19 protein-coding genes are annotated in these 23,516 nt (G+C 47.6%); 9 read left to right on the forward strand and 10 right to left on the reverse strand.

Annotated features, from left to right (window positions below; all coding sequences use genetic code 11):
* The first annotated feature begins 23 nt into the window (after positions 1 to 23).
* Positions 24 to 359 carry a hypothetical protein gene (locus AAAA73_RS04605; protein ID WP_340597003.1) on the forward strand — a complete coding sequence of 112 codons (336 nt, stop codon included), beginning with the start codon at positions 24 to 26 and terminating at the stop codon, positions 357 to 359.
* A 58-nt stretch (positions 360 to 417) separates the two neighbouring features.
* On the opposite strand, the gene AAAA73_RS04610 is transcribed toward AAAA73_RS04605, so the two are convergent.
* Positions 418 to 1,500: a hypothetical protein gene (locus tag AAAA73_RS04610; RefSeq protein WP_340597004.1), complete on the reverse strand. Its 1,083-nt coding sequence runs from the start codon at positions 1,498 to 1,500 to the stop codon at positions 418 to 420.
* 137 nt (positions 1,501 to 1,637) lie between these two features.
* Between AAAA73_RS04610 and AAAA73_RS04615 the strand changes: the two genes are divergently transcribed.
* Both AAAA73_RS04615 and AAAA73_RS04620 read left to right on the forward strand, forming a co-directional pair.
* The gene (locus AAAA73_RS04615) at positions 1,638 to 2,330 is read left to right on the forward strand and encodes an SOS response-associated peptidase (protein ID WP_340597005.1); all 693 of its coding nucleotides are present in this window, start codon (positions 1,638 to 1,640) and stop codon (positions 2,328 to 2,330) included.
* Positions 2,331 to 2,413: 83 nt separating this feature from the next.
* Positions 2,414 to 3,772, forward strand: coding sequence for an MFS transporter (locus AAAA73_RS04620; protein WP_340597006.1), 1,359 nt, complete (start codon positions 2,414 to 2,416; stop codon positions 3,770 to 3,772).
* Positions 3,773 to 3,826: 54 nt separating this feature from the next.
* On the opposite strand, the gene AAAA73_RS04625 is transcribed toward AAAA73_RS04620, so the two are convergent.
* The 5 genes from AAAA73_RS04625 to AAAA73_RS04645 form a co-directional block, all read right to left on the reverse strand.
* Complete coding sequence (locus AAAA73_RS04625) at positions 3,827 to 5,113, reverse strand: PA14 domain-containing protein (protein WP_340597007.1); 1,287 nt, start codon at positions 5,111 to 5,113, stop codon at positions 3,827 to 3,829.
* 129 nt (positions 5,114 to 5,242) lie between these two features.
* A complete protein-coding gene (locus tag AAAA73_RS04630) occupies positions 5,243 to 8,341 on the reverse strand; it encodes a tail fiber domain-containing protein (protein WP_340597008.1) in 3,099 nt (1,032 codons plus the stop codon).
* Complete coding sequence (locus AAAA73_RS04635) at positions 8,338 to 8,907, reverse strand: hypothetical protein (protein WP_340597009.1); 570 nt, start codon at positions 8,905 to 8,907, stop codon at positions 8,338 to 8,340. The genes AAAA73_RS04630 and AAAA73_RS04635 overlap by 4 nt, the downstream gene beginning before the upstream one ends.
* A gap of 42 nt (positions 8,908 to 8,949) precedes the next feature.
* Complete coding sequence (locus AAAA73_RS04640; protein ID WP_340597010.1) at positions 8,950 to 10,296, reverse strand: MATE family efflux transporter; 1,347 nt, start codon at positions 10,294 to 10,296, stop codon at positions 8,950 to 8,952.
* Positions 10,277 to 10,831 carry a NifU family protein gene (locus tag AAAA73_RS04645; protein ID WP_340597011.1) on the reverse strand — a complete coding sequence of 185 codons (555 nt, stop codon included), beginning with the start codon at positions 10,829 to 10,831 and terminating at the stop codon, positions 10,277 to 10,279. Before AAAA73_RS04645 ends, AAAA73_RS04640 begins: the two co-directional genes overlap by 20 nt.
* A gap of 178 nt (positions 10,832 to 11,009) precedes the next feature.
* Between AAAA73_RS04645 and AAAA73_RS04650 the strand changes: the two genes are divergently transcribed.
* The 4 genes from AAAA73_RS04650 to AAAA73_RS04665 all read left to right on the forward strand — a co-directional run bounded on the left by AAAA73_RS04650 (position 11,010) and on the right by AAAA73_RS04665 (position 14,956).
* Positions 11,010 to 11,936, forward strand: a complete 927-nt coding sequence (locus tag AAAA73_RS04650; RefSeq protein WP_340597012.1) for a class I fructose-bisphosphate aldolase — start codon at positions 11,010 to 11,012, stop codon at positions 11,934 to 11,936.
* 23 nt (positions 11,937 to 11,959) lie between these two features.
* Positions 11,960 to 13,438: a lysine--tRNA ligase gene (gene lysS / locus AAAA73_RS04655; RefSeq protein ID WP_340597013.1), complete on the forward strand. Its 1,479-nt coding sequence runs from the start codon at positions 11,960 to 11,962 to the stop codon at positions 13,436 to 13,438.
* Positions 13,439 to 13,571: 133 nt separating this feature from the next.
* Positions 13,572 to 14,501 carry a sulfurtransferase gene (locus AAAA73_RS04660; protein WP_340597014.1) on the forward strand — a complete coding sequence of 310 codons (930 nt, stop codon included), beginning with the start codon at positions 13,572 to 13,574 and terminating at the stop codon, positions 14,499 to 14,501.
* Positions 14,492 to 14,956, forward strand: coding sequence for a YiiD C-terminal domain-containing protein (locus AAAA73_RS04665; protein ID WP_340597015.1), 465 nt, complete (start codon positions 14,492 to 14,494; stop codon positions 14,954 to 14,956). Before AAAA73_RS04660 ends, AAAA73_RS04665 begins: the two co-directional genes overlap by 10 nt.
* Here AAAA73_RS04665 and AAAA73_RS04670 read toward each other — a convergent pair.
* The 4 genes from AAAA73_RS04670 to AAAA73_RS04685 form a co-directional block, all read right to left on the reverse strand.
* Complete coding sequence (locus tag AAAA73_RS04670) at positions 14,878 to 17,034, reverse strand: ATP-binding protein (protein WP_340597016.1); 2,157 nt, start codon at positions 17,032 to 17,034, stop codon at positions 14,878 to 14,880. The two genes, AAAA73_RS04665 and AAAA73_RS04670, sit on opposite strands and share 79 nt — an antisense overlap.
* Before the next feature lie 79 nt (positions 17,035 to 17,113).
* Positions 17,114 to 18,043, reverse strand: a complete 930-nt coding sequence (locus AAAA73_RS04675) for a hypothetical protein (RefSeq protein ID WP_340597017.1) — start codon at positions 18,041 to 18,043, stop codon at positions 17,114 to 17,116.
* Positions 18,044 to 18,143: 100 nt separating this feature from the next.
* A complete protein-coding gene (locus AAAA73_RS04680; RefSeq protein ID WP_340597018.1) occupies positions 18,144 to 18,533 on the reverse strand; it encodes a hypothetical protein in 390 nt (129 codons plus the stop codon).
* A 5-nt stretch (positions 18,534 to 18,538) separates the two neighbouring features.
* The gene (locus tag AAAA73_RS04685) at positions 18,539 to 19,483 is read right to left on the reverse strand and encodes an HD-GYP domain-containing protein (RefSeq protein ID WP_340597019.1); all 945 of its coding nucleotides are present in this window, start codon (positions 19,481 to 19,483) and stop codon (positions 18,539 to 18,541) included.
* A 344-nt stretch (positions 19,484 to 19,827) separates the two neighbouring features.
* Between AAAA73_RS04685 and AAAA73_RS04690 the strand changes: the two genes are divergently transcribed.
* Both AAAA73_RS04690 and recG read left to right on the forward strand, forming a co-directional pair.
* Positions 19,828 to 21,354: a hypothetical protein gene (locus AAAA73_RS04690; protein WP_340597020.1), complete on the forward strand. Its 1,527-nt coding sequence runs from the start codon at positions 19,828 to 19,830 to the stop codon at positions 21,352 to 21,354.
* A gap of 42 nt (positions 21,355 to 21,396) precedes the next feature.
* Positions 21,397 to 23,484 carry an ATP-dependent DNA helicase RecG gene (gene recG, locus AAAA73_RS04695; protein WP_340597021.1) on the forward strand — a complete coding sequence of 696 codons (2,088 nt, stop codon included), beginning with the start codon at positions 21,397 to 21,399 and terminating at the stop codon, positions 23,482 to 23,484.
* The last annotated feature ends 32 nt before the right edge of the window (positions 23,485 to 23,516 follow it).

Here is a 23,516-nt window from a genome sequence, read left to right on the forward strand (position 1 = left end):
ACCAATAACCTAAAGGACTCTCTATGAAATCACTTATCGCTATCGCTGCTATTTTGATCTCTAACTCTGCTTTCGCTGCTGACACTCTAAAATGCGAAGGTCCTTTGAATGGCGGAACTTTTGTTGAGTTTGAATTGCCAGCAACTGGTAACGCAACTTTGGCATTTGACTACCGTGAATTCGTCATCGACATGAGCTGCACAACGTTTGCTGCAGATATTCCAGTGACTGAGTGTGTGGAGATCATCCCTGGCGGTAACAAGTATATCGTTCAAGTTGGAATGAATCAGGCGTACGTAACACAGGAAAGCAATGATCCTTCAGTGAGAATTGCCAAAGGTACTTTGAGCTGCAAATAGTTCAAACAAAAAAAAGGCCGCTGAAGAGCGGCCTTTTTAGTTTGTGACATTGGTTATCTTAGTTTTGATTGATGGCCTTACACATATAAGCTGCTGTGTAAGAACCCTCGGGTAAGTTGGAAGCGAAAGTGACAGTTGTACCGCTGATAGAGTAACCAGTGGAAACTTTTTGTCCTTTGGTGTCGACCAATGCGAAATCCAAATTTCCGTCACCGTCAGCGTCCTCTGGCATGCAGCCCAGATTGATAGAGCGAACAAGCTCAACAGTTTTCACACCCATCGAAGTCAAAATAGAAGTGTAGTCAGTGGCGCAAACAGAACCCATCAAGCCACCAGTCAGCTTGGCCATGGCCTCGTAGATCGGTGTCAATACAGCTGTTTTGCAATTCGCATCAGTAGCGGCTCTGGCGATGGAGTTGAACATGAATACTTTGTCCATGCCAAAGCGGCTTTGAATCATTTTAACCAGGTTTTCAGGAACGCTTTTTTCTGGAGCTTTCGCACACTTTCCGTTTGAGCACTCGTCTTCGTCAGAGATCGCAATCACAACCAGTTTGGATTTTTCACGGAAGAAATCCTGATTTGCAGGAGTGTCAGCCGTGCGTTCAATCGCTCGGTAAGATGAGTTGATCGCACGCTCGTCACCGGAACCCAAAAGGCCCACGTTGATCGCTGCAGAAAGTTTAGCCTGGGCATCACTCAAAGAGTGTTGACTCGCTTTCAATACGAATAGACTGCCTGAATCAGAATCGAAAGGACGGAATTGTCCGTCACTCCAAGCACGGCTGACTTTGTCAGCAGCAGGAGTCGTCGCGTTGGGATCTGTTGTTGTCAAAGCGACATGCCAGTTTGCATCTTTGATAATATTCATGAAGCCATTGATCTTGGAAGAAAAGTTCTTTTGCTCCTCTGCCATAGAGCCGGAGTTGTCGACAACAAATAAGATGTCGATATCTGCATTGGATTTAACTTCCACGCTTTGGGAGAATGCCTGGTATTTGGGCCCTGTTACAGTGCCACCGCCACCACCGCTAATGGATGACAGATCCTGAGCCGTCATGAACTCCACATCCGGAGCACAAGCACTAAGAAGTAAGCCTGATGAAATAACTGAGATGACTCCAAAGAACTGATTTTTCATAACTTTTCCCCCACACCAGATTCTATATGCAAGGTGAGGGCCAGTCGGGAAGGGCCTAAATTCGTTCCCGGTGTAGAACAAGGAAACATTGTCTAGAATACTGATAGTGTTTTCACGTGGAATCTTGATAAGAGACGGTGAAGTCATCTAGAATTTCAAGTATGTGTGCAAGCTACGGAGCCGCGAGCGAGTTTAATCTGTTACATAAGACCTACAGGGTTGAGCTTCCTCCTGTGCTGTTTGTTCCAAAACAAGTCATTTACCCTCACACACCAGCCCCGGTCATAGTAAAAGGCGCTCAAAGCCGTGAAGTTCATGCGATGAACTACTCCCTGGTGCCTGAGTGGTCGCGTACAAAAAAACCTAAGTTCGCGACTTATAACGCCAGAATTGAAGAAGTTTTAAACAAGCCTTCTTGGAAGAAACCCTTCGAATCCAGGCATTGTCTCGTTCCGATACGAGAGTTTTATGAGGCAGCTTACACCGGGGATTTTGCCGGTCATTGGATTTCCATCAAGGGCGGCCATGACGAAGTACTGACGGCCGCGGGTATTTGGGATGTATGGCAGGATTCGGCGACTGGAGAGGTTGTGGATTCGTTTGCCATTATCACCACAGAGCCAACAGCTGAAATCATAAAAGCCGGACACGATCGTTCACCGTTGTTTTTAAATGCGGATGCTTTTGACGAGTGGCTTGAAGCCAAAAAATCAGGAAAAGAGTGGGTCCGATTTTTAAATGAGCATCGCGATTTTTCTGATTTGGATTTCGCTGCGGGCGAAAAATTAAAAGGTTATACAGGTCAAATGAGTCTTTTTGATGACGAGTAGTCGGCATTAAACATCTGAAATATTTTTTATATAATTTGTGTCTTTTTAAATAGTTCTTAAAACTGGGGCCGTAAGGAGAATCTATGGCCACAACGACAACAAATTCTCAGATGTCTGAAAAAAGCAAAATTTGGAAAGTCATCGGTGCATCCAGTGCCGGAACTTTGATCGAATGGTACGACTTCTATATTTTCGGAAGTTTGGCCACGATTATCTCCTCTCACTTCTTCCCCCACGGAAATGAAACTGTCGCTTTGCTAAGTACGCTGGCTACATTTGCCACGGGCTTCATTGTGCGCCCTTTCGGTGCCCTGGTGTTTGGGCGGATCGGTGACGTTGTAGGACGTAAATACGCCTTTATGGTGACCTTGCTGATCATGGGTTTATCAACCACCTTGATTGGTTTATTACCAACCTATGATCAAGTCGGAATGCTTGCGCCTATTTTGCTTTTGTTGATGCGCTTGTTGCAGGGTTTGGCCTTAGGGGGCGAGTACGGTGGAGCCGCCACCTATGTGGCAGAGCACAGTCCTGATGGTAAGCGGGGATATTATACGAGCTTTATCCAGACGACTGCAACCTTGGGACTATTTGTGTCGTTAGGGGTGATTCTGGCAACACGTTTGGGTTTGGGAGAAGATCAATTCAAAAGCTTCGGATGGCGTATTCCATTTCTTCTGTCTGTGGTGCTGGTGATCTTCTCGTACTTCATTCGTATGCGTATGCAGGAGTCGCCGGTCTTTATGCAAATGAAGGCAGAAGGTAAAGCATCAAAGAGTCCACTGCGTGACAGCTTTATGCATCCCGAGAACCGTCGCCTGGTAATTTTGTCATTGCTGGGTGCCACGATGGGGCAGGGGGTTGTCTGGTATACCGGACAATTCTATGCACTTTATTATTTGCAGACGGTTTTGAAGGTCGATTTCGTAATGGCCAATAAAATTATCGCGATTGCCTTGCTGCTGGGGACACCGTTCTTCATTGTCTTCGGTGGACTGTCAGATAAAATCGGTCGCAAAAAAATCATTATGGCCGGTTGTTTAATCGCAGCGGTTTCGTACATTCCGATTTATAAGGCGATGGAGTTTTATTCCGGATGGGATGCTGCAAATCCAACGGCCACGCCGTTGAATCCCAATGTGAATATGCTGATCTTGATGGTATGGATCCAAGTGATCTTCGTGACCATGGTTTACGGTCCGATCGCAGCCTTCCTGGTCGAATTGTTCCCGACGAACATTCGCTACACCTCCATGTCGCTTCCATATCATATCGGAAACGGGGTGTTCGGGGGATTGGTACCATTTATCGGGACCGCATTGGTGGCCAGCACTGGCAATCACTTTGCGGGGCTTATGTATCCGATCACGATAGCAGTCATTACCTTCATCATCGGTACGCTGTTTATTAAAGAGCGGACTAATGTAAAGTGGCATAGCTAAAAATAAAAAACCCAGGATTTTGTCCTGGGTTTTTTGTTTCTGATCCGGATTTTTTTACGGAGTGATCAAGATGTCCGGAGAGCTGGTCACTGCAGCGCCGCTTTGGTCCACAGAAACAGCGTTGATCACATAGTAGATTCCAGCTACCAGACCGTCGAGTTCAACAACGTGGTTTGTTACCAGATCGCTGCTGACTGCGGTATATATAACCTCGCCCGTGAAGAAGTTGGTGATTTTCACCTGACTGCTTGCTGGAATATTTGTTTTCCAAGTAATTGTGGCTTTCGGAGCCGTCGCGTAAGGAACAATCAAATCTGAAATTGCAAGTGGCTCCTGACTACATGGATTAACCTTTTTCTCAGGCATCTTGAAGTTGGCATTTGCAATTGTTTTCCAGCCTGATGCTGTCAACCAATTGGTGACATAAGTTGGCTTGCCAGTTCTGGAGCTATAGAATAGTTCGTTGCCTTTTTGACCACAAACCCAGTTGTCCAGAATGGACTTCTTATATGCTTTCACGTCTTTGTGGTGCTTCCACATTAAAACGTTGGCGATGTGATTGCGGGCCCCTTGGTAATATAAAACCTTGATAGGCACTTCTGTCCCAGGCTGCATATTGATGGTTCTATAAGCGCACCCGAAACGTGATGGATGATTACCATCATTATTGATCAGTTCTTTCCATTGGTCCGCTTCTTTAAAGAAGATACGAGCACCGTCATCAGAGATAACGCCCAGTTCGTATTCGCCAGACTTGTCTGAGTCAGACAATTTCAAAATGGAGTTGTATTCCAATGCGAAGTTTTCAATCAGAGTATTGCCATCGCCGTCAACCAATACGGAGCCACTTTCAGTGGTAAAGCCCTTGGTGAATTGACGGGTAGGTACGTTGATGGATGGGAAGTAGAGTTCTTGTTCAAGGCGAATACCCTGGTTGTAGTAGTCCATCACTCCAGTGACAGTACTCATCTCAGGACTTCGAACGATAAGTTTTGCCGCAAGACCATTTGAGCGTGATTCAGAAGGCGTCCCCGTAAGAGGGTCGCATACAGTCTGATCCGGATTTTCAGGAAATTCAAAAACGGCATTAGGGTCCACACCATAGTTGTTACCGCGATAAGAATAAGTAATTCGTTTCAGCAGTCCCAAAGTTTTACGAAGCTCTTCCAGCTTTTGTTTTTCAGTCTTTGCAGCGGAAGAACTGGATGACTTTGAACTGGCTGGAGCCCGAGATTCCTGCTTGGGAGGACTAAAGATAGATTTAAGAAAATCCCCCAGCGAGAAAGCGTGAGCCGGAGAACATGCCATAGACGCTACAACCAAAACGGCGATTTTTTTCATCTTAACGTACCTCTTACGTGAATAACGTCAGAATAACAACTTATGTCGTGGAACAAAAGATTTGGTTATTGGCTATATTATAGTGAGACAAACAATGTGAAATTTAGAAAGATTTCTGTAACGATAATCTTATAGACCCAGATGAGACTTTATCAAATTGAGATCTTTTTCAAGCTTCTCATTTTTCTTTTTAAGTTCTTCGTTTTCTTTTTTAAGTTTTTCAAGCTCTGCTTGCGTGCTGCTTTGCACATCTTCAACAGAGGCTAAGCGGCGATCCTGAGAACTGACTTTCGCATCCGTCGCCGTGATCTTCGCATAGAGAGATTTCACTGCTTCGATAAGCGGTGCAACCAAGTGATCATAGGCAACCGCTTTTAAACCTGATTTTGGATCCGTATAAACAACTTCCGGGAAGACCTGTTCAACATCCTGAGCGATGACGCCCACTTGCTTTTGCTCAGTGAAACGATTTTTGTCGATATAGGTGTAAGACACACCATCGAGTTTCAGGATGTTATCCAATGAGTTCTGCAGGGGAGTGATATCTTCTTTAAGTCTTCTATCTGAAGAAGACAGACATCCCGCCGAAGTACAAATTGTTGTGCCGGCAATTCGGTAATTGGTGCTGGTGTTGATGTCGCCACCCACATCCAAGCGGTAGGCAGGTAAACCGACCCCAATACCCACGCTACCTGTATTTGTCATGACGAAGTTGATATTTAAAGTTGGAGAGTTGTCGGCCTTGGTCATGAACATGATTTTGCCGCCATAGCCAGCCGCTCCTCCGGACCCGTCAGTAAAGGCTTGAATGGATGCCAGAGTTTTGTTGCCACTGTTGTTGGAGGCAATGAAGTTCATTTTTCCGGCAGTTGTTCCCGCACTTACTGTGGCAAGAGGGTTATTCATTTCCAATATGCCGGAATCAGCTGTAGTGGCGCCGGGACCGTTGAGGGTAAGAACACCGGGACCATTGGCGCCTGCAATATTCGTGATGGGACCGCCGAATGCCGCAGCACCACTCGCATCAATCACGAAGCGTGTTTTCGCCGCGATATCATCATTGATTGCGAAAGCTCCTGAACCGTATGCCGAACCGGTGCCTCCCGTATTCAATGTGAAACTCTTATTGGAATTGAAATTTGTGATATTCAGTGCGGTGCCTGTTGCTGCCGTGCCACCCACGGAAAGAGGGTAGGCCGAGTTACTTACACCAATACCCACGTTGCCCGCGGGGTTGATGTTGATGCGTGTGGCGCCAGCAGTTTTAATATTTAAGTTATATGAATCATTTAAACCAATATTGGCATCAGCACCGAAGGAGTTTCCGCCATTTACAAAGAAATTGGGAACAACCCATTTCAAACCGTTTGCTTCCGCGGAATCAGAGACCAAGAATTGGCCATTTGTGCCCGCTGGCAAACGAGTGTTGGCTGTGCCGCTAGAAACTACCAAATCACCTTTGGTGGTCAAAGGCGAAAGATTGTTGAATGCGACAGCCTTCGTTGAGCCACCAGTTCCACCTTGTGTGATCGGCAGGATAACGGAAAGACCGCCGGCAACCACGTTCGTCAGTTGTGAACCATCAACAGCAGGGAGTCGGGCGGAGGAATCCAGCGCTACTACTTTGTTCGCTGTGGTGCCCGTATCCACTTGCAGAGAACCGGTATTTAAAAACAACCCTGAACTGATGTTCAGTCCGATGCTTGAGCCGGTCACATTCAGTGGAGCAAGTGTTCCAAGGGCTGCATAGGTGCCAGGGCCGGTTCTTTGAACAAGGCCGGTGCCGGTTATCGTGCTTAAATCAGGTGCGGAACTGACACTGATAATACCTGATGCTGCAGACAGACCGGAACCTGCTTGCATCACACCCATAGTGGATGAAGAGGCGCTCGATACACTAATCAGTGGTGTCGTGGATCCGTTTGTCACACTGATTGGAGAAGTTCCCGAAACACTTGTCACACCAGAACCCGCCACACCCAATGTTTGAGTCGTAGATCCATCCCAAAATTTGATTTGGTTGGACGTGGAGTTAAACCAGACTTTTCCTTTATCAGCAGTGGACAAGGACGGGTCAGTTATATTGTTTGAAAGATGCAGGGATTTATTCGCTGACATCGTCACGAAGCCGACGTTGGTAAGATTATTGCCACCCATGTCGATGGCACCAGACATCGAGCCGCCAGCCAAAGGAAGTTTGGTGGCATCCGTGCTGGATGGAGTGATCCATTGCAAGGCGGAGCCAGAGTACGAAAGGACCTGTCCCGCTGTGGCTCCGGTTGGAATTTCTTTTGGTGTGTTGGTCAGGGCAGAGCCATCGACCGCTGGAAGTTTGCCAGTTGCATCGAGTTTGACGATTTGGCCGGCGCTGGTTCCAGTGTTCACTCGCGCGACGCCGGAAGTGACTTGTATCCCTGATGTTGCCAGGTCTGTGTCGAATTGGACAAGGCCCTTCACAGAATAAGATGAATCCCCTGGAGTTGAGCCGGAAAGATCATCTGCCACCGAGAATGCGGTGCCGTTGTATTTAAGAATTTTTCCGGCAGCCAGTCCGGTCATATCAAGATTAACACCTTTGATACGATTAACCACGGTTGCGCCTTGAGTGCCACCGACATCACCGGCCAGGGAGCCCGTGAAATTCGTCGCTGTTTGCGCGGTCAATGTTCCGCCGGTATAAGCTGAAAGCAAAGAATCCAAAGTCGTGTAGCGGGCTAAAACACTTTCCAGATTGGCCTGAGTCGTGCCCAGCGCTGCATTCACCTGCAAGAAGTCCGAAGCCCCTTTGTCAGCAAGTTTTTGCGAGTTGATGGACGTGGGAATATTTCCGACGGTCACATCAGGAGTCAAATCTGTGCCAGCAACATTGATGCGTAGGGCGCGCGTGGTGAAACCCGCCATCGACACGGCCGAAGCACCTTGGCAGTTTACAGAACCCGCAGATGCAAAAATGCGATCCGCAGTGTTGTTGGTGGTATCCGTGCGTGTGCCGGTGCCGACGATGACAGAAAATTCTCCCACCGAACCCGGAGTGATGTTTTGAGTTTCAGAATAAAGAACACAAGAACCGTACAGAACCGAGAAAGTCACAGTTTGCGGCGCAGTGATGGGAGTGCCACCAGAGTCGGTCAACACGCCCTCATAAGTCAGCAAAGAGCCCGGAGACACTGCCAGGGCCGCTTTGGCAAAGAATACGAAGAAGAGTGAAATCATGAAGCGTGTTTTCATTGAGACACCCTTCCCTGAATCACGAAGCTGCCACCGGAGGCTGTTCTTTGTTGATGAGAAACGATGCGGCCTTTAAGAACCATGCCGGAGCCCGTTTGAATTTGGGCTCCCGCCAAGACGCCTTGTTTGATTTGTGCCGGTGGCACAAAGCGGACAGTGGCGTCGCGTTCAACGTATTGGCCGGAAGCGCGGGACCATGCACGGAAGTTCACTGTGAAAGTGTCACCGTTGTTGATCGTCATCGAGTTCATCGGTGCTTTCGTATTGGACAGATCAATTTGAAATTTGCCATCGGTGGAACACATCACAGTGTCTGAATCATAAGTGGTGGAGGAGATCCAGGTGGAGCCTCCATCAAATGATAGATCTACAGAAGTTATAAAACGCGAGCACTCCGCATTCAGCGAGATAGACGATAAAGTGGAAGTGACATGGTCTTTGCTGGGTTTGAACTCGAAGTTATCGATGGGACGCAAAAATGAGACCTTCGGATCTGCATCCGAACATCCCAAAATAAAAAGTACAGAGAATACAGCCACTAAGGACTGAACAAATTCTTTTTGCATCTACAGAAATATCGGAATAATCCAATACTTACTGTAGTACTACTAAGCAATGAATCTCTTACTGAGACGGTGAAAGCGATATGTTAGTAGGATTGAGGCAAAAATGAGTCCTATCAAAAGTCCTATCCATATTCCGACCGGTCCGACCCCCAGGTGAAAGGCCAGCAAGTAACCGCCCGGCAAGCCCATAATCCAGTAAGCAAAAAACGCAATCACACTCGGCCATTGAGTATCACTCATGCCACGAAGTGCACCGATGGCAACAGCCTGAACGCCGTCGAAAACTTCAAACAACGCGACGACCACGAAAAACTGCGCGGCCCATGCAATAACATCTGGATCAGAAACATAAAGAGTCGGGAACCAGTGGCGCAGGATCAGGAATCCCAATCCGCACAAACTCATGTAGGCGCCCCCCAGCATGATGGATGTCAGGCCCGCGTGACGAGCCATTTTGTAATCGCCGCGGCCCAATTCAAAGCCCACGCGAATACTTGAGGCGATGCCGATTCCCAGTGTCACCATGAAACTTGTTGAGGCAAGGCTGATGGCGATTTGATGAGCTGCCAATGGCACCGCTCCAAACCAACCCATCATCACCGCGCAGGATGCAAAGGCGCCCACTTCAAAAAAGAAAGTGAAGCCATTTGGAATCCCTAAGCGAATCATGTTTTTCAAAGTCTGTTGATCAAAGGAATGTATCCACGGATTTTTTAGATAGCGTTTAAATTCCGGATGCAGATGCACGTAGGCGATCATCGCCAGCATCATGATCGTGCGGGCCCAGAAGCTTGCCCATGCGGCTCCGTCCAGACCCATTTTCGGGAAACCCCAGTGGCCATGAATCAAAACCCAGTTGCCGACCACGTTGAAAAGGACGCCAACAATCATCACGTACATGGCGACTTTGGTGCGACCAATCCCGTCAGTGAATTGTTTGTAGGCCTGGTAAATTAAGGCCGGCAGAATCGACATCGCGATGATTTTATAAAAACTGGTTCCGGCTTTTAGTATTTCCGGCGTTTGACCAAAAATGTGCAGATAGGGAAGCAAGCCCATCAGAATTGCGGTGATGACCGCTCCAATCCCGACGGCAATAATCAGACTGTGCCCCAAGAGCACTCCACCGCGTGGGTGGTCATCCTGTCCTTGAGCGTGAGCAAACATCGCCGTCATCGGAGCGAGCATGCCCAAACCAAAAATCAAAAAGACGATATAGACACTTCCCGCAAATGCAGAAGCACCCAAGGCCACCGGCCCCAGAGCGCCCACCATCAAAGTGTCAGCCAGTTGGATCAGGTTCTGACCCAATTGTCCGACAATGATAGGACCGGCAAGTTTTAAAAGTAATTTAGACTCGTGAATGGTCTCAGATCGCAAGAACTTCATGAATTTCCGGGAACAATTCTTTCATACGAACTTCGATACCGTCTTTCAAAGTCGCCTGAGAAGAAGGGCAGCCCGCGCAGGCGCCACGCATATGGATGTAAAGCTTGCCGTCTTCGAATTTATTGAAAACGATATCGCCGCCGTCCAACGCCACCACTGGGCGGATTTCGCGATTCAAAACGGATTTGATGTTTCTCACCATGGGGGAGTCGTTGGGATCATCAACATCAGTGTGCTGAACGATTTTAACAACCACAGGCTCTTTGCTGTCCATGTGTTCCTGAATAAGGCCACTCAATGGCTGAGCCAAGAGTTCCCAGTCGACCCAGTCTTGCTTGGTCACAGTGATGAAATCAGAACCCACGTAAACGGAGCTGGTCCAAGGAAAGCCGAAGATTTTAGTCGCCAGCGGAGAGCGCTCTGCTTCTTGCGCAGAGGGACAATCAAAGCCCTCGTCTGCCACTTTGGTGTGCAAAAGGAACTTCATGGTCGCTGGATTTGGTGTGGCTTCGAAGGAAACTCTGTTTGTGCTCATCGTGGTACCTCTGGGAAAATCGATGCCCACATTATACCACGGCTTCCCTAATGAAAAGGACCAGTACTGCGGGGTGTGTTATTTTCAGTCAGAATGTTGATTATCCCTAGAAAGTTCACTACCTTTGAGCCCGCTAATTGACTGAGCATTCACATTTTTTACCATTTCTGGAGAATACATGACACCAAGAGTTAGAGAGATTTTGAGCTGGTACGGATCCGACAACCCAGGCGTTTTGACGAACCTGGCTCGTATTATGAACCACGGTAAATTGGCGGGAACTGGTAAGATGGTTATTCTTCCGGTGGATCAAGGTTTCGAACACGGTCCGGCTCGTTCATTTGCAAAAAATCCAGATGGTTATGATCCTAACTATCATATCGAGTTGGCGATCGAATCTGGTTGCAACGCTTATGCAGCACCACTTGGTTTCATTGAAGCTGTGTCTCGTGACTACGCTGGCGAAATTCCATTGATCTTGAAAATCAACAACTCTGAAACTCTTTACGGCAACAAAGCGCCAATCTCTGCAGTGACGTCTTACATCGACGATGCTTTGAGACTGGGTTGCGTGGGTATCGGTTTCACAATCTACCCGGGCTCTGCAGAACGCAAAACCATGTACGAAGAGATCGCTGAAGCATCTCGCTTGGCAAAACAAGCGGGTCTGGTTGTGGTTATCTGGTCTTACGCTCGTGGTGAGCAGATCTCTAAAGATGGTGAAACAGCTATCGACGTGATCGCATACTCTGCACACATCGCAGCTCAATTGGGCGCACACATCATCAAAGTAAAACCACCAACAGCACACATTGAGCAAGCAGCGGCTGCAAAAGTCTACGCTGAACAAGGTATCAAAGTTTCCACTCTGACTGATCGTATCCGTCACGTGGTTCAATCCTGCTTCAACGGCAAACGCATCGTGATCTTCTCCGGTGGTGAGGCTAAAGGCACTGAAGAGCTTCTGAAAGAAGTTCAGGAGATGGCACAAGGTGGAGGCTTCGGTTCCATCATGGGCCGTAATGCATTCCAACGTCCTAAGAAGGAAGCAATCGCTCTTCTTCAAGGTGTGATGGAAGCTTTTGCCGGTAAAAAACTTAACTAAGCCTTTTTAGGTATTTGGAAACTATGTCGATTCAAGAAAACGCGCTTCGCGCGGAGAAACGTAAAAAATTACACGCCCTTCGCGAGAAGGGCATTAATCCGTATCCATACACGTTTGAAAATAAAACGGCGATCGCTGAGATCGTGGAAAAACACGCAGCTGGTTTGCAAGCAGGCGAAAAGAAGCCTGAATCTGTATACCGTATTGCGGGTCGTTTGATGACTTTGCGTGCGATGGGTAAGGCTTGCTTCTTTAACGTTCAGGACCAAACAGGGACTGTTCAAGTTTACGTAAAAACTGAAGAGTTGGCAGAGAAAGAAAAAGCCGCATTTGATCTTGTGGACCTTGGCGACATCGTGGGTGTTGAAGGTTACGTTTTCAAATCACAAAAGGGTGAATTCTCCATTTACCTAAAGCACTTCGAAATTTTGACAAAAACGATCGAACCATTGCCAGAGAAATTCCACGGCGTGCAAGACGTAGAGATCAAGTACCGTCACAGACATTTGGATTTGATGACGGATGCGGATTCTCGCAAGGTTTTCGTAACTCGTTCTAAAATCATCTCTGAAATCCGCAGATTCCTGGATTCTCGCGGTTTCATGGAAGTTGAAACTCCAACACTTCAGCCAATCTATGGTGGTGCAGCGGCGACTCCGTTCACAACTCATCACAAAGCATTGGATATGAAATTGTACATGAGAATTTCGCCAGAGCTTTACCTGAAACGTCTTTTGGTGGGCGGCTTCGAGAAAGTTTACGAAATTTCCAAAAACTTCCGTAACGAAGGTATCGACAGAACTCACAATCCGGAGTTCTCGCTGCTTGAGTTCTACGAAGCTTACACAGACTACAATTATCAAATGGATCAATTCGAGGAACTTGTTTCTCAATTGGCTTTGAAAATCACGGGCAGCATGAAGGTTTCTTACCAAGGTAAGGAAATCGATTTCACGCCGCCATGGAGACGTTTGACGGTTCACGACGGTGTTCGTGAATACGCGAAGATTGATCCGGATAAGGCAACTGATCAGGAGCTTTTCGAAGCGGTAAACAAAATGGGCGGCGACCTGGATGCTCCAGGAAAACGCGGCGAAATGATCATGGAGTTGTTCGAGCTGACAGCGGAACAACATTTGTGGCAGCCAACATTTGTTATGGATCATCCGAAAGAAATCTCTCCATTGACGAAAATTCACCGCGGTGATGATCGCCTGGTAGAGCGTTTTGAGCCATTCGCAGCTTGCATGGAAATCGGCAACTCATACTCAGAGTTGAATGATCCGGAAGACCAATTGGCACGTTTGAAAGAACAAGAAGCATCTCGTGGTACGGACGAAGAAGCTCATCCGATGGATGAAGATTTCTTGTTGGCCATCGATGCAGGTATGCCTCCAACAGGGGGTGTAGGCTTGGGTATTGAACGTATCGTAATGATTCTGACAGACAGACCGTCTATCCGAGACATTATTTTCTTCCCTACCATGAGGATAACTAAGTAGGATAGTGGAAGCGGCCCTCAAGGCACCAGCTGACGGCGTTGCTCGTCGTCGGCGTACGAGGAGTACGCCTTCCTCTTCGCGCCTTGCATCTGGTACCTTGATGACCACTTGTTGTGGGCCTTTTGGGGGATATATGCGTATTTTTATTTTGATCCTATCGTTGTTTTTAGCGGTTGTTTCCTGCCAAACAAAACCCACGATTGTCACATCTGAAACGGGTGTGGTTGGGGCTCCGGAAAGACTGATGGAGGGGAGTCCGGTTATTTTGGATGTTCGTCCTCCGTTTGAATTCAACCTTTCTCATGTTCCGGGTGCGATCAATGTTCGTTGGGAGGACTTTTCCTCCCAGGATCCTAACTCCCGTGGCGTCCTTCAGGATGATTTGTTTGCAATTGCCCGTCGTTTGTCTTTGATTGGAATTGATCCGGATTCAAAAGTCGTGATTCTGGGTAAAGGATCATTGGGAGCTGGTGAGGAAGGGCGTATCGCTTGGACTTTGGAAGTCTTGGGTGTAAAGAACGTTCACACGGCACTGTACACGGTGGCGCGATCCATGAATCCAAAAGGCGACGAGCCCTTGGTTAAAAACAAACCAATGTGGAAGCCCGTGGTGGATGAGTCTTTGTTCATTGATTCAAAAAACTTCAAAGCCTATGCGACTCACAAGCTTTCGCCGCTGAAAATGACCGGTAAAAAGAAAAGCAAAAAAGCCATGGATCTGCCGGTAAGTTCTTTGTTTGGAATGAACTTCAACGAAGCCAAGTCCAAAGTTGTGATTCTGGATGTGCGCTCTTCTGCAGAGTACGGCATCAATAACCTGTCCAAATATAAGAATGTAAAGACACCCGTCGTGCAACTTGAGTGGAAAGAGTTCTTTACCGAATCCAACGCAGTTTCCAAAGACCTTGCTAAAAAGCTGGAATCCAAAGGGATCACCCAGGATAAAATCATTATGGTGATCAGCAATCACGGCGTGCGCTCCGGAGCTGTGACCTTTGCATTGCGTGAAATGGGCTACCGTCAAAGTGTGAATTTTGCCGGGGGCTATGAGCAATGGAAATAGACGCTCAGGATTTTATTCAAGTACTGTCTGACAAAATCAAACTTTATGAACACCTGGGAATCACAGTCGCAGAACTGAATTCCCATCGAGTTGTCTTCAATGTGTCGCTGGAAAAAAACTTAAATCACAAAGGCACGGCCTTCGGTGGAAGCCTTTATGCGACTGGAGTTCTTAGCGCCTATGCCCTGGTTTTGGCCGGGCTGAAAGCTTATCATATCGACACGGAAAACATCGTCATCGCCAAAGGCGTGATTGAATACCATCGTCCGATTGATTCTGATTTTACCATCGTCTGTGAATTTCTTGATTTGCAAACAGAGCAGGCTTTTTATCAGGAACTGCAAGATCAGCACAGAGTGCGTGCTGACCTGAATGTTCAGATATTTAAAGAGGGCGGCTCCGGTGGTCGCTCCTTAGGGGCTTCTCTGGTTGGAAGCTTCGTGGTCAGGATGTGAGTCAAAGTATCCAAAACTTCCGCTTTCTTAACCGGTTTCACCATATACATGTCGCAACCAGCGACCAGGGTTCGTTGTAAGTCCTCAAGGACTGCGGTGGCCGTCAGGGCGATGATCGGTGTGTGGCCCAGTCGATTCTCTTTTTCATAGTGACGGATCAACTCTGTGGCTTTGTATCCAGACATAATGGGCATCTGCATATCCATGAAAATGAAATCGAATTTTCCTTCTTTGAATTTATCAACGGCTTCTTTGCCATTCACGGCTTCGGTAAATGTGAACGGTTGATTTTTTAAGTAGTGAGTTAACAGCAGGCGGTTGTCCTGGGAATCATCAACCAGCAGCAAGGAAAACACTCTGCCTTTGAATTGTTCGGCCCAATTGGGTGCCGTGGTGGGTTTGACTTCGGTGGCCGCCACAGTTTCGGGACGATGTGGAAGCAGTATTCTGAAAGTGGTGCCGCGCCCTGAGAGGCTGCGAAGTTCCAGCTTTCCTCCCATAATCTCCACCAGATTTTTGGAGATGACCAGCCCCAGTCCGGTGCCGCCGTAACGTCGTGTGGTGGTGTCTTCCGCCTGGAAGAACGGAGAAAAAAGACTGCTTTGTTTGTCGCGGGGAATACCGATGCCGGTATCACGGATTTCCAATAACAGTTGTGCTTCCGCGGAGTCTGGATTTTCCACGCCCACATAAATTTCAACTTCACCTTCTTCGGTGAATTTCAGGGCATTTCCAATCAGGTTAAATAGAACCTGACGTAAACGGGTGGGATCACCGCGCTGATACAGTGGGACCTGGGGATCTATTTGCAATTGAAAGTTAAGACCTTTTTCCTCGGCTTTGATTTGCAGAATTTCAAAAACAGAGCGCACGGTGCTGTGTAAGTTATAAGTCGTGCTTTCGATGGACAAGGCCTTGGCTTCAATTTTTGAAAAATCCAGCAGGTCATTGATTAAAGCTTTCAGGTTTTCTCCGGCATGACTGAACAAAGTCAGATATCGTTCCTGATCCTTGCTGAGGTTGGTTTCCTTTAATAGCTCCAGCATGCCCAGAACCGAATTCAGTGGTGTGCGAATTTCATGACTCATTCGGGCCAGGAAGTCTGATTTTGCGCGGGAGGCTTCTTCGGCTGTTTCCTTGGCGGTTTTTAGTTCTTGTTCAGTAAAGCGCAATCGGTCGATCTTGTCAGTCAATCCAGAGACTGCTGCACCAGCCATCAAAGCTGAAAAGCACAAAGTCACGAGTGTCGCTGGAGTTTGAATCGCAGAGAAGTCCTGGGGCCAGGGATTTCCCATCGCCACTGGTAAGGCTAAAGCTAAAAATGCCACCCAGGTGTTGACCAGAATCGCGGTCTTTAAGCCGTACCAACTTGCACAAAATAGAACGATGATTCCATAGGCATACCAGGATTGAGTCAGGGGTATTTTCAAGCTCAGCGCCAAACTGATGGCCAGCAAAGAGAACATAACGATTTTTTCGCGTTGGGACAGATGGTGAAACCAGCGCATCTCGATGTCTTCTGCCGGGAACAGGGAGAGTCTTTTTTTCTCTAGCCAAGGGGTCAGCAGAATCAAAATAGGAAGTGAAATTACCACGCCACTCATGAAGTTACCGATGACATTCAAAACGCTGGTCCACAGAAACTGATCACGGGTGATGACACCGGCACCCAATAAAATTCCCTGAACTCCCAGAGTCAGCAGTATGGACGGAATAATGATTCCATACACAGTATAAAGACTGATGCCTTTAGGTGTGGGGCTCCACACATCATGTCGGAATCTTTCTTTGACCAGAATCCAGGCTAAAAAGACGTGCAGTGTTTCGGGGAGAGCATGGACGGGAAAAAACAGAGGGTTGGTGGCTCCCCATAAGGGAGCACTGACGGTGGCATTCAGAAATAATGGCACCAGCACACCGGGGCCCCACCACAAAGTCATGGGAATTGCGAATGCCACGGGAAAGTTAAAAAACGATGTTCCGGTTGTCGCTATATAGAGGATGTTTAGCTGTGTGTTGATATGGAAAATGGCAAAGCACACAATCCATATCCACCAAGGTAAGCGCTTTTTATTCATGACTTCATTTTAGAAGCTATTCCAAAAGCCGCACTTCAACTTTGCATTAACTGTGAAGGAACAATGACCGCGCCAGACTTTACTCTGGCATTCCAGCGTCGATCCAGCGTTTTAGATAATCCGCTTCGGCCGGTGTCAGTTGCATCTTCGTTCGTGCCGGGGGCATGATGCTGTCGGTAAGACCGGGCACTGTGATTTTATATAGCAGACTTTCGGATCCTTTATAAGGAACAGCGATCGGAAGATTCGCATAATCTTTCGCAAGCAGGATGTTCGCGATGGAATCCAGCATCGGATCCTTCGGGCGAGCCGCAGAACTGCTGTGGCAGTTCAAGCATTTGGCATCGTAGAAGGCCATGCGCAGATTTTTATAGCTTAATTCCAATTGTCCCAGATCCGGTTGTGGATTGGGGACGGGTGCTTCTGGCGGAGCCGGTGTTGGCTCACCTGGCGCCGGAGGCGGACCTGGTGGCGTCGGCGGTCCCGGTGGCCCGGGAGGAGCCGGTGGAGCAGGCGGAACAGGAGGCATCGGAGGTGCAGGAGGAATTGGCGATGCCGTTGGAGACGGCGTTGCAGTCGGCGCAGGTGCTGGGATGTCAGCGCAAGCAGACAATTCCTTCACACGCTGAGGGGGGCGCTGGTTGGTTTTGTTATCGAAATAAGAGCGCAGAATCTGCAACTCACACTCCGTCAGTGGCTTATAACCTTTGCGTTGTGGAGGCATGTCGCCAGTCTCAACAGTGGCCATGATGTCTTCGCGATACTCATAGACTTTTGCTTCGCTATCCAGAATTGGTGCTTTGCTGGAGTGGCAGTCAAGGCAGGTTTTAAGTGCGGTGTTGCTAACAACGTAGTAGTCGATCAGAGATTCGGAAAACTCATTCACCTTGGGAGTTTTTAAAATAATCTCTCCGGCCTTGAACAAACCCATCTCTTCCAGAGCATAGCCGCACCCGGAAAGCGCAAATGTCACAACGATGGTTTGTAAAAAAAGACCCCAAGTTTTCATCACCTAGGGTTTTATCAAAGAATTCAATCTCTTGGGAGTAGCTCTCGAGGGAAGGGAAAAACTTCCTCAAGGTGTCACAATTTTTGACACTTTCGGAGGGCTATTTGCCTTTTTTGACTTTAAGGGATTGATAATTTGCGTTTTGCGATGCCGGTTTACGATCGGAACGGGCCGAATCCATGCAGCTGAGACGTTGGGCATCTGTCATTTCGGTTTCTTCGCCACATTTATCCAGGGAGCCTGGGTTGAAGGCCTGATTCTGAATGGAGTCAAAGCACTTCCAGAACTGTTGATCGTCTTTTTGCAGATTGCAAACTGTAACGGCGTACCAGTCGACGTTTTGATTGTTTTGCATTTTTTCCTGGCAGGCTTTGGCTTCGGATTCACCAATGAAGCGATCACAAACCCCTGGAGGATTTGTTGGTTCAATAGCCAAAGCGATCAGTGGAATTGATGCGATCAAAACGAGTGAATACCAAATGTGTTTCATGTGTCCTACGCTGCTTTAATTTTAAAAAGTACTGAATACAGTGCCTTCAGCATGTCGGGATCATAACGACCCGCCAGCTTTTCTTTCATCATGGTCACAGCATCTATCGGCGTAAGTGGGACATTATATGAGCGTTGAGTTGTCATTGCATCGTATGTATCGGTAATAGCCACGATACGGGCGAACGGGTGGATCTCGTCACCTATCAATTGTTGGGGGTAACCATTCCCAGACCAGGACTCATGGTGCTCAAAGCAGGCCGCTTTAATGGCATCTGAGATGTTCGGGTGGTTGTTCAGGATAACTAGACCATATTGGGGATGCATTTTCATCTGCTCCCACTCAGCATCCGTCAAGCCGCCCTTTTTGCAAAGGATGTCCAGGCTGACGTTGCGTTTACCGATGTCGTGGAAAAGAGCGCCTACGCCCAGTTCTTCAAGTTGTTTCGGAGAATAACCCAGGGCTTTTCCCAAACCCAAAGAGTAGATGCTGACATCCAGTGAGTGGTTGTAGGTATAGAAATCATGGCCTGACAAAGAGATCATGAAACCCATCGCCTCTGGAGCGTTTTCCATAAGGTCAATAAAGTCCGTGATGATCGGGCGGGACTCATCCAGTGCTTTGTTTACATCCGGATTTTCAAAAAGATCTTCCATCAATGCGACAGAGGACTCGCGCAGGATTTTTGCTTTCTCAAAAGAATCCAGCTTGTCGGAATTCATTTCTTCTTTCACCCAGTCGCGGTAGTTCTGTTTGTCCTCCATGCGAACAAAGAAGGAATCACCGGTGTCACGGGCATGCAGACGGGAAATCTTTCCATCAGACAGTTTATCGCCAGCACGAAGATACAAAATATACTTGCCATCGACCTGCACAAAAATATCAAAACTTGTAACTTTGTCAGGGCGGATCGTGCTTAAACGTATGCGGAAATACTGAGTGTCTGTCATAGGGAAATTCTGCCAGCAAATTACTGCCTTAGGAATAAAATCCGCTGCGCATTTTAACTATGGCCCTTGGTCCAGCTCAAGGCCCCCGAAGGCTCCTCACAAAGTACCAAACTGAGTCGAATGGTTACAACGATGGTAACAATAAGTTTTATCTATTGAAGCAACGTTAGCATGCCGAACAGTTCACTATGAGAGTCGAATTCACTTCTGTCCTTTGGCTATTTTTGTCGTTTTTGATGCCGTCAATTGTACAGGCGCAAATGTCCTGTGAAACATTCTCCGCTAAAAGTTGTGTGGGACCGCGGGAGCATCTGAAAGCCACCATCCAGTCCTGTGAGCTTGAAATGAAAGCCGCAAAGTGTGACGAATGGTTTAAGGATCGTCCCGATGCGAAGAAATCAAAACGCATTTGCGATCCCGCAGAAGTTTGCCCGGTGCCGGTTAAAATAGCCTCACTTGCAGAATCCTGCGCTGATGGTGCGTGGAATAGTTCTGTCGATTTGGTGAAGGGGGCGATTGATTTCGTCGTGGGAAGTTCCAAAATTTCGCCGGAAGTTAAAGCCCGCGAAGACTTTTTCAAAAAATGTGTCAGTCCCGAATGTAAAATCGAAATGCTGGGGCCTTATGCGGATCTATTTACCCCTGAAGAAATCCTAGGAACCCGGGATCCAAAATTGCGCCCGGATGATGTGCAAAATCAGGTATATCTAAATGGTTACAGTGCCAAAACATTGTATCGCAAGCTTCAGGAGAAACTTCGTAAGCGCGCGAAAAATGGAAACACCACAGATACTTGGATAGAGCCGTGGTCGGGGAATCCAGCTGCTCCCACAAGATCCGTTGATGATTTGGTTGAGGACGTGATTACGGCTGCGGGGATGGGGAATACAGCCTGCTATAGACCGGAAAAAGTGTGGGAAGCCAGATGTTATGCTTTAGCCTCTGTTTTAGATCCTTTGGCGGCGGGGCTTGCGATTTTAAAAATTAAAAAAATAGCCGGATTGTTGCACGCTTCAGACAGTAAACGTATTGCGAAAGCGGCCAAGCGTGATGATCACATTGCTAAGAATGTCATGAGTGGATCCACGATTGATGTGGAGAAATTCAAAAGTAGTACGGCCGGTATTTGGGCTGACAAAAATCTGACGGACCAGCAAAAGGCGCAGGCGGTTTTTGAAAAATACTACGAGATGAGAACAGCCAACCTGGATTCATATCTTAAGAATCATGCAGATAACGTCATGGGTGATGTTCAATATACAAAAGGCTCCAAGGGGCAGTACAATATTCTAACTCAGAAAATATTGATCGGCAGTGACTATGTCGAAGTTCCCGTAAACCACTATCTGACCTTGGCGCATGAGTTTGAGCATGTCGTTCAATATCCGGAACGCACCTCTTTCATAACACGCCATCTGGCAAGTAAATTGGAACAGAAAATAGAAAAACTGGAGCGGCCAAGAGGAGTGAACTCACGACTGCAGGCGGAATTTGAAGCGATGAGCAGTCAATGGGATTTCTTGCAGGCAGTTCCCCAGGAAGTGCGGGATCGATCCATTGCTATGATTCAGGCAAACCCCAAGATTCCCAAAAGGGTCAAGGACGCTTCCATCGCGGACATTCAAAATGCAAACTTAAACAGGTCAGATTATTTAAAAACTGTTGCTGGCAAGCATGGTTACACAAGCTTTCAAATGTCGGAGGCGAAAAAATCGGCCATCGGCTCCGCGATCATGATGCAGTTTGTTGCTGATGGTGCGACGGATTTGAAGCAGAAACTCTATGAACGGGAACAGGAAGCAAATAAAAAGGCTGTCTATGAAATGATGAGGATGGATCAGCCTGTCGTCACTGAGTCGACAAGTCCTTAATCCATTGACTTAAAGTCAAAACCCGCAATACTCAGAAGTGCCATGGCACTTCGTCTCGACACGCAAATCATGTATCTCAAAGGAGTGGGTCCCAAACTGGGGGACTTGTTCGCACGTAAAGGTTTAAAAACCTTGCGGGATCTATTTGAGTTCTATCCTCGAGCTTTCGAGGATCAGCGTGCCGCGCGCAATATCGCAAGTCTTAGACCTAATGACATTGTCAGCATCAAAGCGACGGTAGTTTCTGTTCATGGCGTGAACATGGGGCGCTCTTCCAGAAAGATGTACGATGTGGTGGTGCGCGATGCCTCGGGGCAGATTCACTGCAAATACTTCCGTGTTCCTTACAAAGGTTACTTCGAACGCTTTAAACCGTTTTCCGAAGTGCGTGTGGTGGGGAAAGTCACCGAGTATCGCGGCCGTATCGAATTTCATCATCCCGATATTCGTGACATCGATCCTGAAGAGGAAAATCAGGACGCTTTGATTCCGCTGTACACAGAAATCGAAGGCTTGGCGACAGCGAAAATCATGAAACTGGTTCGCACCGGCATGGCACAAATCGAAGAATGGCCGGAAGAGACTTTACCCAAGTGGATGCGTGAAAAATACGATCTGAAGGCGCGCAAAGATGCGCTGATTGAAATTCATAATCCCAATCCTTCCAAAGCGCAGGAATACACGGAATTCAAAAGTGCGGCCCAACGTCGCTTGATTTTCGAGGAATTCTTTTGGTTGGAGCTATTTCTTGCAGCCAAAAAAACCGGCTTCCAAAAAGAAGCCGCGCCATTGATCCAAAACGAGGGCAAAAAACTTTCGGCCTTGGAAAAATCACTGCCATTTCCTTTAACGGGTGCGCAGAAACGGGTTTTTGCAGAAATCAAAAATGATCTTGAAAAAGGCCATCCGATGCATCGTCTGGTTCAAGGTGACGTGGGCAGTGGTAAAACTCTGGTCAGTTTCATGGCGGCCGTTTACGCCGCTGAAAGCGGTTTTCAATCCTGCCTGATGGCGCCAACCGAAATCCTAGCGGAACAGCACTATAAGAACGCACAAAAAGTTTTGGCACCTTTGGGGATCACCGTGTCTTTGCTGGTTGGTAAAACCAAAACAGCAGAGCGCAAGCAGGTTCTTTTAGATCTGGCCAGCGGCGAGACCGATTTGATTATCGGCACGCATGCATTGATTGAAGAAGAAGTGCGCTTTGAAAACCTGGGCCTGGCGATTATCGACGAACAACATCGCTTTGGTGTTGAACAACGGGGCATCCTGAAAAACAAAGGCAATTCGCCGCATTTCCTGATTATGACGGCAACTCCGATTCCTAGAACATTGGCTATGACCGTGTATGGTGATCTGGATGTTTCAATTATCGATGAAATGCCTCCGGGACGCAGTCCGATTCAAACCCGCGCGATTTTTGAAAACAAAAGGGCGCAGGCCTTGCAGTTTATGCTGGAGCAATTGCAAAAAGGCCGACAGGCCTACTTCGTCTATCCGCTGGTGGAAGAGTCTGAAAAGATCGATCTGAAAAACGCGGTGGAAGAGTACGAAAAGCTTAAAGTTCAATTTCCTAAAGTCACCTTTGGTCTGCTTCATGGAAAAATGAAGCCCGACGAAAAAGATGCGGTGATGAACCAATTCCGTCGTCAGGAGATTCAAGTTCTGGTTTCCACCACAGTGATCGAAGTCGGTGTCGACGTTCCCAATGCCAATATCATGATCATCGAACATGCCGAACGTTTTGGTTTGTCGCAGCTTCATCAATTGCGCGGTCGTGTCGGTCGGGGGGAGCACAAGTCCTTTTGTATTTTGATCATGGGCTATGCGGTTTCTGAAGAAGGCAAACAGCGCACAGAATTCATGGAAAAAACCACCGACGGATTCAAGATTTCCGAATTCGATTTGGAAATGCGCGGCCCGGGTGAATTCATGGGGACCCGCCAATCCGGTCTTGCTGGATTTAAAATGGCCAATCTGGTTCGTGATATGGAGCTTTTGCAGATGGCGCGTGAAGCGGCTTTTGAAGTGCTTAAAAAAGATCCATCTCTGGTGTGGCCGGATAATCGCCCGATGAAGCAGGAGTTATTGCGCGAACACGGTCCGGCGGCTTTGGCCTCCATTGCCTAATCGAAAAGCAAATACGAGTTTTTTATTCCGCG

Origin of the sequence: Bdellovibrio sp. GT3, assembly GCF_037996765.1 — a bacterium.
Taxonomy (GTDB): Bacteria; Bdellovibrionota; Bdellovibrionia; order Bdellovibrionales; family Bdellovibrionaceae; genus Bdellovibrio.

Excerpts from the sequence above, each read along its gene's own strand:
- AAAA73_RS04605 (WP_340597003.1), top strand. The coding sequence starts at position 24 with ATGAAATCACTTATCGCTATCGCTGCTATTTTGATCTCTAACTCTGCT.
- AAAA73_RS04610 (WP_340597004.1), bottom strand. The coding sequence starts at position 1,500 with ATGAAAAATCAGTTCTTTGGAGTCATCTCAGTTATTTCATCAGGCTTA.
- AAAA73_RS04620 (WP_340597006.1), top strand. The coding sequence starts at position 2,414 with ATGGCCACAACGACAACAAATTCTCAGATGTCTGAAAAAAGCAAAATT.
- AAAA73_RS04625 (WP_340597007.1), bottom strand. The coding sequence starts at position 5,113 with ATGAAAAAAATCGCCGTTTTGGTTGTAGCGTCTATGGCATGTTCTCCG.
- AAAA73_RS04630 (WP_340597008.1), bottom strand. The coding sequence starts at position 8,341 with ATGAAAACACGCTTCATGATTTCACTCTTCTTCGTATTCTTTGCCAAA.
- AAAA73_RS04635 (WP_340597009.1), bottom strand. The coding sequence starts at position 8,907 with ATGCAAAAAGAATTTGTTCAGTCCTTAGTGGCTGTATTCTCTGTACTT.
- AAAA73_RS04640 (WP_340597010.1), bottom strand. The coding sequence starts at position 10,296 with ATGAAGTTCTTGCGATCTGAGACCATTCACGAGTCTAAATTACTTTTA.
- AAAA73_RS04645 (WP_340597011.1), bottom strand. The coding sequence starts at position 10,831 with ATGAGCACAAACAGAGTTTCCTTCGAAGCCACACCAAATCCAGCGACC.
- AAAA73_RS04650 (WP_340597012.1), top strand. The coding sequence starts at position 11,010 with ATGACACCAAGAGTTAGAGAGATTTTGAGCTGGTACGGATCCGACAAC.
- lysS (WP_340597013.1), top strand. The coding sequence starts at position 11,960 with ATGTCGATTCAAGAAAACGCGCTTCGCGCGGAGAAACGTAAAAAATTA.
- AAAA73_RS04660 (WP_340597014.1), top strand. The coding sequence starts at position 13,572 with ATGCGTATTTTTATTTTGATCCTATCGTTGTTTTTAGCGGTTGTTTCC.
- AAAA73_RS04665 (WP_340597015.1), top strand. The coding sequence starts at position 14,492 with ATGGAAATAGACGCTCAGGATTTTATTCAAGTACTGTCTGACAAAATC.
- AAAA73_RS04670 (WP_340597016.1), bottom strand. The coding sequence starts at position 17,034 with ATGAATAAAAAGCGCTTACCTTGGTGGATATGGATTGTGTGCTTTGCC.
- AAAA73_RS04675 (WP_340597017.1), bottom strand. The coding sequence starts at position 18,043 with ATGAAAACTTGGGGTCTTTTTTTACAAACCATCGTTGTGACATTTGCG.
- AAAA73_RS04680 (WP_340597018.1), bottom strand. The coding sequence starts at position 18,533 with ATGAAACACATTTGGTATTCACTCGTTTTGATCGCATCAATTCCACTG.
- AAAA73_RS04685 (WP_340597019.1), bottom strand. The coding sequence starts at position 19,483 with ATGACAGACACTCAGTATTTCCGCATACGTTTAAGCACGATCCGCCCT.
- AAAA73_RS04690 (WP_340597020.1), top strand. The coding sequence starts at position 19,828 with ATGAAAGCCGCAAAGTGTGACGAATGGTTTAAGGATCGTCCCGATGCG.
- recG (WP_340597021.1), top strand. The coding sequence starts at position 21,397 with ATGGCACTTCGTCTCGACACGCAAATCATGTATCTCAAAGGAGTGGGT.